Raw genomic sequence first — 14,213 nt, 5'->3', positions numbered from 1 at the left:
CGTGCCTCCCCCCGGCATGCCGAAGGACCGCCCCCGCGATGTGCGGGGGCGGTCCTTCGCCTCTTACGTCAGAGCGCGGGCGCCGGAACGTACGGCGTGAGTTCCGCCGCCAGTTCCTCGTGCACCCGAAGCTTGAGCAGGGTGCCCTCCGGCGTGTGCTCCTCGGAGATGACCTCGCCCTCGTCATGGGCGCGGGCGACCAGCTTGCCGTGGGTGTACGGCACGAGCGCCTCGATCTCGACCGACGGGCGCGGCAGATCGTTGTCGATCAGGGCGAGCAGCTCGTCGATGCCCTTGCCGGTGCGTGCCGAGACGGCGATGGACCGCTTCTCGACCCGCATCAGCCGCTGGAGCACCAGCGGGTCGGCCATGTCGGCCTTGTTGATCACGACGATCTCGGGTACGTCGGTGGCTCCGACGTCCCTGATCACCTCGCGCACGGCGGCCAGCTGCTCCTCCGGGACCGGGTGCGAACCGTCCACCACGTGCAGGATCAGGTCGGAGTCGCCGACCTCCTCCATCGTGGAGCGGAACGCCTCGACCAGGTGGTGCGGCAGGTGCCGGACGAAGCCGACGGTGTCGGCCAGTGTGTACAGGCGGCCGCTCGGTGTCTCGGCCCGGCGCACGGTCGGGTCGAGGGTGGCGAACAGCGCGTTCTCCACCAGCACACCCGCGCCCGTGAGGCGGTTGAGCAGCGAGGACTTGCCCGCGTTGGTGTAGCCCGCGATGGCGACGGACGGCACCTTGTGACGCTTGCGCTCCTGGCGCTTGATCTCGCGGCCGGTCTTCATCTCCGCGATCTCCCGGCGCATCTTCGCCATCTTCTCGCGGATCCGGCGCCGGTCCGTCTCGATCTTGGTCTCACCGGGACCACGAGTGGCCAGGCCGCCGCCCTTGCCGCCGCCCATCTGCCGGGACAGCGACTGGCCCCAGCCGCGCAGCCTCGGCAGCATGTACTGCATCTGCGCGAGCGCGACCTGCGCCTTGCCCTCACGGGACTTGGCGTGCTGGGCGAAAATGTCCAGGATCAGGGCCGTACGGTCGATGACCTTGACCTTGACGACATCCTCGAGGTGGATCAGCTGACCCGGGCTGAGCTCACCGTCGCAGATGACGGTGTCCGCACCCGTGTCGTGAACGACGTCCCGCAGCTCCTCGGCCTTGCCGGAGCCGATGTAGGTGGCCGCGTCGGGCTTGTCACGGCGCTGGACGACGCCGTCGAGCACCAGCGCGCCGGCGGTCTCGGCGAGGGCGGCCAGCTCGGCGAGGGAGTTCTCCGCGTCCCGTACGGTGCCCGAGGTCCAGACGCCGACGAGGACGACCCGCTCCAGACGGAGCTGGCGGTACTCGACCTCGGTGACGTCCTCCAGCTCGGTGGACAGGCCCGCCACCCGGCGCAGCGCCGCGCGGTCGGAGCGGTCGAACTGCTCGCCGTCCCACTTCGGGTCGTTCTCATGGCTCCAGGCGACGTCCTCTTCCATCAGGGCATCGGCCCGGAGGCCCTCGGGATAGGTCTGCTCGAGACGCTTGGTGTCCTTGGAGGGGGAAGAAGAGGAGGTCATTGGATCCTTACGTAGCTGGGAAACGAATCACGCGGCACTGATACCGCGACACTTGGCACAACGCGCGAGCCGCCGGGGAGATTCCCGGGCCTCTGCCGCGCCGTCCGGAAGATGGTCGCACGGCACGGGGCGTCTCGTCACCGGCTTATTCCATGTGCGGCGTCACCGGCTCACACCGTCACCGGCCTGTTCCGGGTGCGCCTTCCCGACGGCGGCCTTCGGCGCCTGGCCGGTCGCCGTCGGCTACCAGTCCGGGTGGCCGGGCATCGGCGGGGTCTTCTCGCCGTACAGCCAGGCCTGGAAGAAGTCGCCCAGGTCACGACCGGAGATCTCGGAGGCGAGCCGGACGAAGTCGGCCGTCGTCGCGGTACCGTCGCGGTGCCGGGAGACCCATTCACGTTCGACGCGCTCGAAGACGGGGCGGCCGATCTCCTGGCGCAGGGCGTAGAGGACGAGAGCCGCGCCGTCGTAGACGTTGGGCCGGAAGATGCTGATCTTGTTGCCGGGGTCGGGCGGCTTCGGCGCGGCCGGCGGTCCGCCCGCCGCGCGCCAGCGGTCGGAGGCACCGTAGGCGGCCTTCATACGCGCCTCCAGGGACTTGTCCGCCCTCTCCTGCGCGTACAGCGCCTCGTACCAGGTTGCGTGTCCCTCGTTGAGCCACAGGTCGGACCAGGTGGCCGGGCCGACGCTGTTGCCGAACCACTGGTGAGCCAGCTCGTGCACCATGATCGACTCGACGTACCACTCCGGGTAGCCGGGTTCGGTGAACAGCTCCCTCTCGAAGAGAGAGAGCGTCTGGGTCTCGAGTTCGAAGCCCGTGGTGGCGTCGGCCATGAGCAGGCCGTACGTCTCGAAGGGGTAGCGCCCGACCCTCTGCTCCATCCAGGCGATCTGTCCAGGGGTCTTCTCCAGCCACGGTTCGAGCGCCGCGCGGTGCTTCGTCGGCACCACGTCCCGGACGGGCAGTCCGTGTGGGCCGGCGCGGTGCAGCACCGTGGAGCGGCCGATGGAGACCTGGGCCAGCTCGGTGGCCATGGGGTGCCCGGTCCGGTACGTCCAGGTGGTGGTTGCGCCGGCACGGTCCACGCCCGTCGGCAGACCGTTCGCGACGGCCGTGAGCCCGTCCGGGGCGGTGACGCGGAAAGTGAACCTGGCCTTGTCGGAGGGGTGGTCGTTGCAGGGGAACACCAGGTGGGCGACATCGGCCTGGTTGGCCATGGCGAGGCCGTCCGCGGTGCGCACCCAGCCCCCTCCGCGGTTCTCGGGGGGCACTGGGTCGCTGCTGTGCCGCACCGTGATCCGTGTCCGCTCCCCCTCGTCGAGCGCGCCCCCCGGAGTGACGACGAGGTCCTCGCCGGCTGTGGCGAAGGCGGCGGGCTCGCCGTCGACCTCGACGGAGTCGACCTTGCCGTGGGCGAAGTCCAGGTTGATCCGTTCCAGGTCGGCCGTGGTCCGGGCGACGATGACGGTGACGGCCTTCAGCGGTTCGCTGTTGCTGCCGGAGTAGGTGAAGGAGAGGTCGTACGCCACTACGTCGTAGCCGGGGTTGCCCAGGTGGGGGAAGAGCCGGTCGCCGACGCCAAGGGGGGCCGGAGGCGCGCTCGCGGCGACGAGGCAGACGGAGACGGCCGAGGCGAGCAGCGCCGCGGCCCTGAGTCGGCGGCGGGCCGGCGCGCGGGTCCGCCGAGCTGGGCTGTGAGGGGTGTGAGGGGTGCGAGGGGTGTGCAGCATTCCCCACGGCTATCAGCGCGGGCGTACGCCGCGGCGACGGCGCGCGCCAGGAGCACCCGAACGGGTACGCCCGGCAGCCGGCGCCCGCCGGAACGGGGTCCGACAGGCGACGCTCTGGGCCGAGGACGGACAGCCGCGGCCCTCGGCGGCCGGTCCGGCTCTCGTGGCCCGCCGGCCCTGCGGTCGGCCCGGTTCCGCCGGCCCGGTACTCGTAGCACGCCGACCGGCGCGCTCAGACTCCCGTGGGTTGCGGCTGTGCCCGGCTCACGTCGTACACCCCGGCCACGTCGCGCATCGCGCGCATGAGGGCGGGCAGCCGGGCCGCGTCCGGGAGCAGGACGGTGTAGGTGTGGCGGACCCGCTGCCGGTCGGGGGGCTCGACGGTCGCGGAGACGATCTCGGCACCTTCGACGGCCATGGCTTCCGTGAGGTCGGCCAGGAGGTGCGGGCGGCCGAACGATTCGGCGAGCAGGGTGACCCGGCACTGGGTGCTCTCCCCCCAGCGCACGCCGACCTCCGCGCGCCCCCCGCTCTTCATGCGAGCCACCACCGCGCACTGAGCGCGGTGCACGGTCACCACTCCCCCGCGTACGGCGAAGCCGGTGATCTCGTCGGGTGGTACGGGGGTGCAGCAACCGGCCAGCCGCACGGTCGCGCCCGGTGGGTCGACGAGGACGTCGGCGGAGGCGGGACGGGCGGCCGGTCCCACGGACGTCGGGCGTGCGGCGAACTTGTCACCCGCGGCGGGCCCGCGGGACGCCTCCTCCGCCTCGGCGGGCGCCGGCTGCGGGTGGGCCGCGAGCCGACGCTGGATGGCGATCCGCGCGGCGGGCGTGTGGGCGTGCTCCAGCCACTCCCTGGAGGGCTCGGAGGCGGGGTCCTGCCCCATCAGGAGATGCACCGTGTCACCGTCCCTCAGCACCGTGCTCATGGTCGCCAGGCGGCCGTTGACCCGGGCGCCCATGCACGCGTGCGCGTCCTCGCCGTACTGGGCGTACGCGGCGTCCACGCAGGTCGCGCCCTCGGGGAGGCCGAGGGTGCCGCCGTCGGGCCGGAAGACGGTGATCTCGCGGTCCTGTGCGAGGTCCTCGCGAAGGGTGGACCAGAAGGTGTCGGGATCGGGGGCGCCCCGCTGCCAGTCGAGCAGCCGGGAGAGCCACCCGGGCCGGGTCGGGTCGGCGCGCTCGCCGTCGCCCGCTGTCTGTTCCTCCGCCGGCGGCGCGTAGGGATTGCCGAGCGCCACGACACCGGCCTCGGCGACCTTGTGCATCTGGTGGGTGCGGATGAGGACCTCGACGACCTGGCCGTCCTGCGCGCGGGCCACCGCGGTGTGCAGCGACTGGTACAGGTTGAACTTGGGTACGGCGATGAAGTCCTTGAACTCCGAGACGACGGGCGTCATACAGGTGTGCAGCTCGCCGAGGACGGCGTAGCAGTCGGCGTCCTCCTGTACGAGCACCAGGAGGCGGCCGAAGTCCGCGCCGCCGAGCGGTCCGCGCTTGCGGGAGACACGGTGCACGGAGACGAAGTGGCGGGGCCGGACGAGGACTTCCGCCGGGATGTCGGCCTCGCGCAGCACCTTGCGCACCTCCTCGGCGACCGCGGCGAGCGGGTCGTCCGCACGGGCGGCGTTCTCGTCGACCAGCTCCCGCGTGTGCTCGTACTCCTCGGGGTGCATCACCGCGAAGACGAGGTCCTCCAGCTCGGACTTGAGCGCCTGTACGCCGAGCCGTTCGGCGAGCGGGATGAGCACGTCCCGGGTGACCTTGGCGATGCGCTCCTGTTTCTCCCGGCGCATGACGCCGAGAGTGCGCATGTTGTGGAGTCGGTCGGCGAGTTTGATCGACATCACGCGGACGTCGTTGCCGGTGGCGAGGAGCATCTTGCGGAAGGTCTCGGGCTCGGCGGCGGCGCCGTAGTCGACCTTCTCCAGCTTGGTGACGCCGTCGACGAGGTAGCGGACCTCCGCACCGAACTGGTCGCCCACCTGGTCGAGTGTCACCTCGGTGTCCTCGACGGTGTCGTGGAGGAGGGACGCGGTGAGCGTGGTGGTCTCCGCGCCGAGTTCGGCGAGGATCAGGGTGACGGCCAGGGGGTGGGTGATGTAGGGCTCGCCGCTCTTGCGCGTCTGGCCGCGGTGCGAGGACTCTGCCAGCACGTAGGCGCGGCGCAGCGGGTCGAGGTCGGCGTCGGGGTGGTGTGCGCGGTGGGCCTCGACGACGTGGCCGATGGCGTCGGGCAGCCTGCCGCGGGCGGCGGAGCCGAGCAGTGCGGCACGGCCCAGGCGGCGCAGGTCGATCCGCGGGCGGGCCTTCCTGCGGGGCGTTGCCGGTGCGACTGCGCCGGTGGCTGCGGGCGTCACAGGGCCTGGGCTCGCTGGATTCACGGCCTCCGCGTTCATGGGCACCTCCGGCTGCACGGACCGGCGGACGGGGTATCCCAGGGCGGACACGGCTCAGGGGATGGTGTCGGTGCCCCGTCCGGGCCGGTGCTTGATGCTATCGAGCCCATCACGTGCGGCCGACCGCCTCTCGCCGAGCGTGAAACGGATCACCCATTCGAGCGATGGCCCGAGAGTTTGGGTTTCGCACTGAGTGTCACGGACTGAGTGCTGTGACCGGGTTGTGGTTCAGGCGAGTACCCCTTCCAGCCATCCGGCGTCGAACTCACCCTCGGCGACGATCACCGCGGGGCCCGTCATCTCGATCTCGCCGTCGAGGCGCTCGGTGATCACCAGGCTGCCGCCGGGCACGTCGACGGTGTACGTCGCCGGGGTACCGGTGACCGACGGGTCCGCGCCGTCCCTGCGGGCGGTGGCGACGGCGACGGCGCACGCCCCGGTTCCGCACGAGCGGGTCTCCCCGGAGCCGCGCTCGTGCACGCGCATCGCGACGTGGTGGGGGCCGCGGTCGACCACGAACTCGACGTTGACGCCGTCCGGATAGGCGGTGGCGGGCTCGTAGGGCGGCGGGGAGTGCAGGTCGCCCGCGTCGGCGAGGTCGGCGACGAAGGCGACCGCGTGCGGGTTGCCCATGTTCACGTTCCGCGCGGGCCAGCTGCGCCCGTCGACGCTCACCACGACATCGCCCTCGGGAAGCAGCGCACGGCCCATGCCGACGGTGATGTCCCCCTCGGCGGAGCCGCTGTCGGAGACCGTCTTGGCGATGTGCACGGTCTTCACGCCTCCGCGGGTGGCGACGGCCAGGTCGCCCTCGGTGACGTACCCGGCGCGCTGGAGGTAGCGCGCGAAGACCCGCACGCCGTTGCCGCACATCTCCGCGACCGAGCCGTCACCGTTGCGGTAGTCCATGAACCACTCCGCCTCGGCAGCCATACCCCTGGCCTCGGGGTGCGCCGCGGACCGCACCACGTGCAGCAGTCCGTCACCGCCGATGCCCGCGCGGCGGTCGCACAGGGCGGCGGCGGCAGCGGGAGGCAGGTCGATGACGTTCTCCGGGTCCGGAACGATCACGAAGTCGTTCTGAGTGCCGTGCCCCTTGAGGAAGGCGATCCGCGTGCTCATTCCTCGATCGTACGGCGTGGGTACGACGGACGACGCGGGGCGGGCACGTGTGTGGACGAGGAGGGCGGGCTCGCACGTGGGCAGGGGGCGGGCTCGGGTCAGGTCGCAGGCGGGCTCGGGTCAGCCGCGCAGGCGGTCCACCCGCCACACGGCCAGGACGACGACGGCGGCAACCGCCAGGACGTAGACGAGGATCATCCGCCAGTCCGCACGGCGTCCCGATCCTCGCTGCGGCAGGCCCGGCCAGGTGTGACCGACCCGGCGGGCGGCCATCATGCCCCAGCCCGCCGCGCAGGAGCAGATCAGCAGCCCCAGCATCGCGATCACGGCACCGCTGTCACCGAAGTCGAAGGCGAGCGGAAAGGCGAACATCAGGGAGCCGACCGCGGCCAGGCAGACGATGGGCGCGAGCTGCCAGATCCGCAGACGTCGCTGTGGACGCAGCTCGACCTCGACCTCGTCCCCGTACATCTCGTCGGGCTCGGGGCCGTCGGCGGCCACGCCCTCCGGCGTCTCGTCGGGGCCGTCGGGACTCAGAGCCCCTCCGTCCGGCTCCGCTCCGTCGTGGCCGGCGGTGCCGTGCTCGGTGCCTGGTGCGGTGTCGCGAGGGCCGGCCTCCATCGCCACGCGCCCTCCCAACTAGGACTCACTCGGTCGATCGAAGCTCGATGATGGCACGCCGCCGAAGGCACGGATGACGGCCGGGGCGTCCCGATGCCATCACGTGATCAGGCTGTAACCGCTCGTTCGACCAACGACAGGGCAAGCCGCGGAAGTTCCGTGCGATCCGCCACAGCTCCACTCAGCCAGTGCACCCGCGGATCGCGCCTGAACCACGAATCCTGACGGCGCGCGAAGCGTTTGGTGGCACGAATGGTCTCGGCCCGCGCCTCGTCGAGCGCGCGCTCGTCGGCGAGCGCCGCGAGGATCTGCTGGTAGCCGAGCGCACGCGACGCCGTGCGCCCCTCGCGCAACCCCTGCGCCTCAAGAGCGCGCACCTCGTCGACCAGACCCGCTTCCCACATCCGGTCGACCCGGCGGGCGATTCGCTCGTTCAGCTCGGGGCGCGCGACGTCGACGCCGATCTGCACGGTGTCGTAGACGGAGTCGTGGCCGGGAAGGTTGGCGGTGAAGGGCCTACCGGTGATCTCGATCACCTCCAGGGCGCGCACGATCCGCCGCCCGTTGCCGGGCAGGATGGCCCGCCCAGCTTCCGGGTCGGCGGCGGCCAGGCGCGCGTGCAGCGCACCCGGGCCCCGCAGTCCCAGTTCCTCTTCCAGCCTGGCCCTGACCTCCGGGTCGGTGCCGGGGAACTCCAGATTGTCGACGGCGCCGCGGACGTAGAGACCGGAGCCGCCGACGAGGATCGGCCAGCGGCCCTCGGCGAGCAGCGCGTCGATCCGATCCCGCGCCAGCCGCTGGTACTCGGCGACGGACGCCGTGACCGTCACGTCCCAGACGTCGAGAAGGTGGTGGGGAACGCCACCGCGCTCCTCGGGCGTCAACTTGGCGGTTCCGATGTCCATCCCACGGTAGAGCTGCATGGAGTCGGCGTTGACGACTTCACCGCCGAGCCGCTGGGCCAGGAAGACGCCCAGATCGGACTTTCCGGCCGCGGTGGGTCCGACTACGGCGATGACGCGGGGGGCGGGGGGTGCGCTGCTCACCGCACCAGTCTCGCAAACCTCTCACCCGGCCCTCGAACGAGTTACGTGACGATGCGGGGCCGGGCTCGTTCCCCGTTGCGAGGTTCCCGCGCTCCGGACCACTGGGGCGGTGGCCCCGGCCACGCAAACGGACGCACCGGATGCCGCGGGATTTCGCCCGCACGAGTAACCTATGGAGTTGATATGGGCGTTTTTGCTCGGCTTTTTCGGAAGTCGAAGTCCACGGAGGAGTCCCCGGCCGCCGAGACGTCGGCCGGCACCCCGGAGGCGGAGTGTGTGGCGGAGGAGAGCGCGGCAGAGGCCGTGAAGACGGCCGACGCCGGCCCCCGGAACACGGTCCAGTCCGCGGAGGCCGCCGAAGCCACCGACTCGGCCGACTCCGCCGACTCCGAGAGCGTCGGCATCCCCAAGCAGCAGTCCGCCGGGGAAGCCGTCGACAACGAGGCCGACAAGGGCGCCCGCACCTGACTGGGCCGTGAGGGAAGGCGAACCATGGGTCTGCTGGACAACTTGAAGGCCAGACTGGGACCGGCGAAGGGCAAGGTCTCCGACCTCGCGCAGCAGCACGAGGGCAAGATCGATCGCGGTCTCGACAAGGTGGCGAGGACTGTCGACGAGAGGACCAAGGGCAAGTACAGCGACCGGATCCAGACGGGTACCGGGAAGGCCAAGGGCGCCATGGACCGCCTCGCCCACAAGGGCGCCGACGGCGTGGACGGAGGCGGCGGCACTCGGGGCGGCACTCCTCCGGCCGGACCGCCTCCGGCCGGACCGCCTCCGGCCGGACCGCCTCCGGCTTCCTGACCCACGGGCCCCGACGCACCGGCGAGTCACCGGCACGACGGCGGACGGTCACGAGCGGCTCAGCTCCGGGCCGTCCGCCGACTCGGCATGCGACCGACGCCGACGTCCCACGGGCGCCCTCTGCCGACGTCTGGGGACCTGCGGCGTCACTCGCCGCTCTGACGCCTCCGGGTATCGGCCCGACTACGACCAGGTGGCCGCGATGTACCCCACCCCGTACGGCGCCTCCTCGTACAGCAGCGCGCCGGCGAGGCCCGTGCCCTCGGCCGCGCCCGCCAGGACCTGCCAGGGCCCCCGACCGGACGCCTTCAGCTCGCGGGCCAGTGCGACGTCCAGGGCCGCGAGAGCCGCCACGTCCGCCGCTCCGAGTGCACGCCCCGCCTCCGCGTCGAAGGGCGCCGCCCGCTCGTCGAGATACCCGGGGGCCTTGAGTGTGCGACAGGCACTGGCGTCTCCCAGCACCAGCATGGCCATCCGCCCATCCCGCTCGGCGAGGTCCCGTCCGATGGCGGCGCAGCGCTCGGCGGGGAGGGACTCCCCCACGCCGATGCCCTCGACGGGAGCGTCGGCCCACCCGGTGCGACCGAGCAGCCAGGCACCCACGGCCAGCCCGTACGGCAGCTCCGCCCGCTCCGACTCGCTCCGCTCCTGCGTACCGCGGTCCGGGCCCAGGCTCACCTCAAGGTCTACGCCGAAGCCGCGGAAGGAACCTCGTGTCCCCTGCGGATAGGCGGCAGGTCCGGCACCGTCGCCCGGGCCGACGACCACGAGCCGGTCGGGCTGGGCGGCGGCGAGCACCCCCAGCGCGTCCGCGCACGCGGCACGCGCGGCGGCCAGCTCGGGCGCGGCACCCGCGGCGACCTCCGGAACGAGGAGCGGCGGGCAGGGACAGACGGCGGCGGCGACAAGCATGATCGGCAGCGTAGCCCCGTGCCCGCGGCCACGGCCGCCCGCCCCGCGGTCAGTCGCAGCCGCAGCCACCCGCCACGGCAGGCTGGGGCTCCGGAGCGCCGATCTTCGGCAGGCCGAGCATCACACCCACGGGCTTGGCCTGCTCGGCCGTGTTGCGCTTATCCCAGGCGTCACCCGCGCGCGTGCGGCGCACGCCGAGCACCTCACCCTCGGCGAGGAGGTGGTGCGGAGCGGCGTAGGTGATCTCGACCGTCACCACGTCCCCCGGGCGGACTTCCTGGCCGGGCTTGGTGAAGTGCACCAGGCGGTTGTCGGGGGCGCGGCCGGAGAGGCGGTGGGTGGCGCCGTCCTTGCGGCCCTCGCCCTCGGCGACCATGAGCTCCAGGGTGCGGCCCACCTGCTTCTTGTTCTCCTCCCAGGAGATCTCCTCCTGGAGGGCGACGAGACGCTCGTAGCGCTCCTGGACGACCGCCTTGGGGATCTGGTCGTCCATCTCCGCGGCCGGGGTGCCGGGCCGCTTGGAGTACTGGAAGGTGTAGGCCTGGGCGAAGCGGGCCTCGCGCACCACGTGCAGGGTCTGCTCGAAGTCCTCCTCGGTCTCGCCGGGGAAGCCCACGATGATGTCGGTCGTGATGGCCGCGTGCGGGATGGCGGCACGCACCTTCTCGATGATGCCCAGGTAGCGGTCCTGGCGATAGGAACGGCGCATCGCCTTCAGCACCGGGTCGGAACCGGACTGGAGGGGCATGTGCAGCTGCGGCATCGCGTTCGGCGTCTCGGCCATGGCGGCGATGACGTCGTCCGTGAAGTCGCGCGGGTGCGGGGAGGTGAAGCGGACGCGCTCCAGGCCGTCGATCGTGCCGCAGGCGCGCAGCAGCTTGCTGAAGGCCTCGCGGTCGCCCATGTCGGAACCGTAGGCGTTGACGTTCTGCCCGAGGAGGGTGATCTCACTGACGCCCTCGGCGACCAGAGCCTCGACCTCGGCGAGGACGTCGCCGGGTCGGCGGTCCTTCTCCTTGCCGCGCAGGGCCGGGACGATGCAGAAGGTGCAGGTGTTGTTGCAGCCGACGGAGATGGAGACCCAGGCCGCGTAGGCGCTCTCGCGCCGGGTGGGCAGCGTGGACGGGAACGCCTCCAGGGACTCGGCGATCTCGACCTGCGCCTCCTCCTGCACGCGGGCGCGCTCCAGCAGGACGGGCAGCTTCCCGATGTTGTGCGTGCCGAAGACGACGTCCACCCACGGCGCCCGCTTCACGATGGTGTCGCGGTCCTTCTGCGCCAGGCAGCCGCCGACCGCGATCTGCATTCCGGGCCGGCTGACCTTCCTCGGGGCGAGGCGGCCGAGGTTGCCGTACAGCTTGTTGTCGGCGTTCTCCCGTACGGCGCAGGTGTTGAAGACGACGACGTCCGCGTCGCCGTCGGCCCCCTCGGGAGCGCGGACGTAGCCCGCGTCCTCCAGCAGACCGGACAATCGCTCGGAGTCGTGGACGTTCATCTGGCACCCGTAGGTGCGTACTTCATAGGTGCGTGTGCCGCCCGCTGACTGACTCCGGTCGATGCTGCTCATGGCAATAAGGGTAGGCGGTCGGCGACGGTGCCCGGGCCGCCTGTGGACAACCGGGATCGAGGCTGGTCAGGGGCGGGTCAGGGCTCGATGAGGCCCGCACGGATCGCGTAGCGGGTGAGTTCCAGGCGGTCGCGGACGCCCAGCTTCTGGAGGAGGTTGGCGCGGTGGCGTTCGACGGTCTTGGCGCTGATGAACAGCAGCTCGCCGATCTCCTTGGAGGTGTGTCCCTCGGCGACGAGCTTGAGGATCTCCTCCTCGCGTTCCGTGATGGGCCGCTCGGGCAGGCCGCCGCCGCCGTGCAGACGGTCCAGGTAGGAGCGGACCAGGGCCCGCTCGGCGCCCGGGTAGATGAACGGCTCGTCCCGTACGGCCGCCCGGCACGCCTCGACCAGGTCGCGGTCGGCGACGGACTTGAGGACGTAGCCGCAGGCCCCGGCCTTGAGCGCCTCGAAGAAGTACTGCTCGTTGTCGTACATGGTCAGGATGAGGATGCGCAGCTCGGGCAGGCGGCGGGAGAGCTCACGGGCCGCCTGGAGGCCGGTCATGCGGGGCATGGCGACGTCCAGGACGGCCAGGTCGACCTCGGTGGCCCGTGCCGCCGCGACGGCCTCGGCCCCGTCCCCGGCCTCCGCGACGACCGTCAGGTCCGGTTCGCCGTCCAGGATGAGGCGTACGCCACGGCGTACGAGGGTGTGGTCGTCGGCGAGCAGGACGCGGATCGGGGGCCGGGCGGACATCAGGGGCGGTCTCCGGTTCGGTCTGAGGACCGGTCCCCAACCGTGTCCCCCGGCGTGTCCTCGGCTCGGTTCGCGGTGCGGTCCCCTGGTGGGGTCGGGACGTGCAGGCGTACGTCGGTGCCCCGTCCGGGGGCGGGTTCGAAATGGATCTCGGCTCCTATCAGCAGGGCCCGTTCGCGCATGCCGTGGATGCCGGCGCCCTCGGAGGCCTCGCCGAGGCCGGTGCCGTTGTCGCGTACGAGCAGTTCGACGCCGCCGGGCAACGGACGGAGGCTGAGCTCCGCGCGGTCGGCGGCGGCGTGGCGGGCGGTGTTGGTCAGGCCCTCCTGGGCGACCCGGTAGATCACGAGTTCCGACTCCGGGGCGAGCGGAGGCAGATCGCCGGGGACTTGGTGGTGGACGGTCAGCCCGTGGTGGGTGAACTCGGCGGCGAGCGAGCGCAGGGCGCTGGCGAGGCCGAGCTCTTCCAGGACACCCGGGCGCAGGCGGCGGGCGATGCGGCGGACCTCGTCGAGGCCGGCCCGGGTGGCCTCCTGCGACAGGGACACCTCCTCGCGCAGCTCCGCGGGTACCCGGTCGGCGACCCGCTTGAGCTGGAGGAGGACTGCGGTGAGGGTCTGGCCCACCTCGTCGTGCAGCTCGCGCGCGATGCGGTGGCGTTCGTCCTCCTGGGCCTGCAGCGCGCGACCGGCGCCCGCGGCGCGTTCGGCCTGGAGCCGGTCCAGCATCGTGTTGTACGTCGCGATCAGCTGCGCCGCCTCGGCCGGTCCGGCAACCTCCGGCCGGGCCCCGGGCACCAGCAGGTCGGCGGTGGCCATGGCGTGGCCGAGCCGGTGCAGCGGGGTGAGTCCCAGGCGCAGGACGACCGCGTTGCCGGCCAGCAGCGCCGCGAGGCCGGCCAGCAGCACCAGGGCCTCACCGACCAGGACGGGCGTCGACACGGTGACCGGTCCCAGCAGGAGTGCGGTGGCGACGACCAGGCCCGCGGCGTTGAGCAGGAAGATCCGCCAGAACAGCGACACGGTCCTCTTCCCGCTCCTCCCGGCTTTCGCGCACGACACCGCCTCGACCAGCCTCGCCGCACGCCGGCGGCTGCGTATATCCGTCACGACACCCATATCGCCACCGTACGTGCGGATGACAGCATGGCGAGGCCGCGAGCACGTCACGCACGTGCGCAGGGCGCAGCAAGAGACGCAGGACGAATGAGGGGAAAACTCGTGTCAGCTCCACGCCTGAGGGCGACGCCGCTGCCGGGTATCGGGGTCCAGTACGACCTGGTGACCCGCGAACACCGCCACCTGTCGGTGGTGGCGCACCGCGACGGCACCCGCACGGTGAACGTGTACCGGGCCGACGACCCCGATTCCTGCGCCCACTCGCTGAGGCTGGCCGGCCCGGAGGCGGGCGCGCTGATCGACGCGCTGAAGCCGTCCCACCACAGCGCGAACCTCCTCTACACCACGGACCTGGGGCTGGTCGCCGAGCGGATCGAGGTGGCCGCGACGTCCCGCTGGAACGGGCGGCTGCTGGGCGAGACGTGCATGCGCACCGAGACCGGCGCGTCGATCGTCGCGGTGCTGCGGCGGGCCGAGGCGATTCCGTCTCCGGCGCCGGACTTCCGTCTGGTGGGTGGTGACACTCTGATCGTCATCGGCACCCGCGAGGGCGTCGACGCGGCCGCGACGATACTCGGGCAGGAGTGAGCCG

General features: G+C 72.0%; 13 protein-coding genes. 3 read left to right on the top strand and 10 right to left on the bottom strand.

All coding sequences use genetic code 11. The annotated features are described in order from the left end of the window. Nucleotides 1-68: 68 nt before the first annotated feature. The 6 genes from hflX to miaA form a co-directional block, all read right to left on the bottom strand. Complete coding sequence (gene hflX, locus ABEA26_RS03055) at nucleotides 69-1,562, bottom strand: GTPase HflX (protein ID WP_345588920.1); 1,494 nt, start codon at nucleotides 1,560-1,562, stop codon at nucleotides 69-71. Nucleotides 1,563-1,805: 243 nt separating this feature from the next. Next, entirely contained in the window at nucleotides 1,806-3,293 is a 1,488-nt protein-coding gene (locus ABEA26_RS03050; protein WP_345588918.1) for a M1 family metallopeptidase, read from the bottom strand. A gap of 232 nt (nucleotides 3,294-3,525) precedes the next feature. After that, nucleotides 3,526-5,694 carry a RelA/SpoT family protein gene (locus ABEA26_RS03045; protein WP_345588916.1) on the bottom strand — a complete coding sequence of 723 codons (2,169 nt, stop codon included), beginning with the start codon at nucleotides 5,692-5,694 and terminating at the stop codon, nucleotides 3,526-3,528. A 228-nt stretch (nucleotides 5,695-5,922) separates the two neighbouring features. Beyond that, nucleotides 5,923-6,816, bottom strand: coding sequence for a diaminopimelate epimerase (gene dapF / locus ABEA26_RS03040; RefSeq protein WP_345588914.1), 894 nt, complete (start codon nucleotides 6,814-6,816; stop codon nucleotides 5,923-5,925). A 120-nt stretch (nucleotides 6,817-6,936) separates the two neighbouring features. Beyond that, nucleotides 6,937-7,437: a hypothetical protein gene (locus ABEA26_RS03035; RefSeq protein ID WP_345588954.1), complete on the bottom strand. Its 501-nt coding sequence runs from the start codon at nucleotides 7,435-7,437 to the stop codon at nucleotides 6,937-6,939. A 107-nt stretch (nucleotides 7,438-7,544) separates the two neighbouring features. Then, nucleotides 7,545-8,483: a tRNA (adenosine(37)-N6)-dimethylallyltransferase MiaA gene (gene miaA / locus ABEA26_RS03030; RefSeq protein WP_345588913.1), complete on the bottom strand. Its 939-nt coding sequence runs from the start codon at nucleotides 8,481-8,483 to the stop codon at nucleotides 7,545-7,547. 183 nt (nucleotides 8,484-8,666) lie between these two features. Between miaA and ABEA26_RS03025 the strand changes: the two genes are divergently transcribed. Both ABEA26_RS03025 and ABEA26_RS03020 read left to right on the top strand, forming a co-directional pair. Beyond that, a complete protein-coding gene (locus ABEA26_RS03025; protein ID WP_345588911.1) occupies nucleotides 8,667-8,951 on the top strand; it encodes a hypothetical protein in 285 nt (94 codons plus the stop codon). A 24-nt stretch (nucleotides 8,952-8,975) separates the two neighbouring features. Next, nucleotides 8,976-9,287, top strand: coding sequence for an antitoxin (locus tag ABEA26_RS03020; RefSeq protein ID WP_345588909.1), 312 nt, complete (start codon nucleotides 8,976-8,978; stop codon nucleotides 9,285-9,287). Nucleotides 9,288-9,470: 183 nt separating this feature from the next. Here ABEA26_RS03020 and ABEA26_RS03015 read toward each other — a convergent pair whose 3' ends face one another. The 4 genes from ABEA26_RS03015 to ABEA26_RS03000 form a co-directional block, all read right to left on the bottom strand. After that, nucleotides 9,471-10,199, bottom strand: a complete 729-nt coding sequence (locus ABEA26_RS03015; protein WP_345588907.1) for a class III extradiol dioxygenase subunit B-like domain-containing protein — start codon at nucleotides 10,197-10,199, stop codon at nucleotides 9,471-9,473. 49 nt (nucleotides 10,200-10,248) lie between these two features. After that, the gene (gene miaB, locus ABEA26_RS03010) at nucleotides 10,249-11,766 is read right to left on the bottom strand and encodes a tRNA (N6-isopentenyl adenosine(37)-C2)-methylthiotransferase MiaB (protein ID WP_345588905.1); all 1,518 of its coding nucleotides are present in this window, start codon (nucleotides 11,764-11,766) and stop codon (nucleotides 10,249-10,251) included. Nucleotides 11,767-11,843: 77 nt separating this feature from the next. Next, nucleotides 11,844-12,503 carry a response regulator gene (locus ABEA26_RS03005; RefSeq protein ID WP_345588903.1) on the bottom strand — a complete coding sequence of 220 codons (660 nt, stop codon included), beginning with the start codon at nucleotides 12,501-12,503 and terminating at the stop codon, nucleotides 11,844-11,846. Beyond that, on the bottom strand, nucleotides 12,503-13,621 hold the full coding sequence (locus ABEA26_RS03000) for a HAMP domain-containing sensor histidine kinase (RefSeq protein WP_345588902.1): 1,119 nt from the start codon (nucleotides 13,619-13,621) through the stop codon (nucleotides 12,503-12,505). The genes ABEA26_RS03005 and ABEA26_RS03000 overlap by 1 nt, the downstream gene beginning before the upstream one ends. 102 nt (nucleotides 13,622-13,723) lie before the next feature. Here ABEA26_RS03000 and ABEA26_RS02995 point away from each other — a divergent pair, with 102 nt between their 5' ends. Beyond that, nucleotides 13,724-14,209, top strand: a complete 486-nt coding sequence (locus ABEA26_RS02995; protein ID WP_279564759.1) for a cation:proton antiporter regulatory subunit — start codon at nucleotides 13,724-13,726, stop codon at nucleotides 14,207-14,209. The last annotated feature ends 4 nt before the right edge of the window (nucleotides 14,210-14,213 follow it).

Origin of the sequence: Streptomyces marokkonensis (assembly GCF_039539045.1) — a bacterium.
GTDB classification, from domain to species: domain Bacteria; phylum Actinomycetota; class Actinomycetes; order Streptomycetales; family Streptomycetaceae; genus Streptomyces; species Streptomyces marokkonensis.
Note: the sequence above shows the minus strand (reverse complement) of the source record. Positions and strands in the feature narration are given on the sequence as shown.

Excerpts from the sequence above, each read along its gene's own strand:
- hflX (WP_345588920.1), bottom strand. The coding sequence starts at position 1,562 with ATGACCTCCTCTTCTTCCCCCTCCAAGGACACCAAGCGTCTCGAGCAG.
- ABEA26_RS03050 (WP_345588918.1), bottom strand. The coding sequence starts at position 3,293 with ATGCTGCACACCCCTCGCACCCCTCACACCCCTCACAGCCCAGCTCGG.
- ABEA26_RS03045 (WP_345588916.1), bottom strand. The coding sequence starts at position 5,694 with ATGAACGCGGAGGCCGTGAATCCAGCGAGCCCAGGCCCTGTGACGCCC.
- dapF (WP_345588914.1), bottom strand. The coding sequence starts at position 6,816 with ATGAGCACGCGGATCGCCTTCCTCAAGGGGCACGGCACTCAGAACGAC.
- ABEA26_RS03035 (WP_345588954.1), bottom strand. The coding sequence starts at position 7,437 with ATGGAGGCCGGCCCTCGCGACACCGCACCAGGCACCGAGCACGGCACC.
- ABEA26_RS03025 (WP_345588911.1), top strand. The coding sequence starts at position 8,667 with ATGGGCGTTTTTGCTCGGCTTTTTCGGAAGTCGAAGTCCACGGAGGAG.
- ABEA26_RS03020 (WP_345588909.1), top strand. The coding sequence starts at position 8,976 with ATGGGTCTGCTGGACAACTTGAAGGCCAGACTGGGACCGGCGAAGGGC.
- ABEA26_RS03015 (WP_345588907.1), bottom strand. The coding sequence starts at position 10,199 with ATGCTTGTCGCCGCCGCCGTCTGTCCCTGCCCGCCGCTCCTCGTTCCG.
- miaB (WP_345588905.1), bottom strand. The coding sequence starts at position 11,766 with ATGAGCAGCATCGACCGGAGTCAGTCAGCGGGCGGCACACGCACCTAT.
- ABEA26_RS03005 (WP_345588903.1), bottom strand. The coding sequence starts at position 12,503 with ATGTCCGCCCGGCCCCCGATCCGCGTCCTGCTCGCCGACGACCACACC.
- ABEA26_RS03000 (WP_345588902.1), bottom strand. The coding sequence starts at position 13,621 with ATGGGTGTCGTGACGGATATACGCAGCCGCCGGCGTGCGGCGAGGCTG.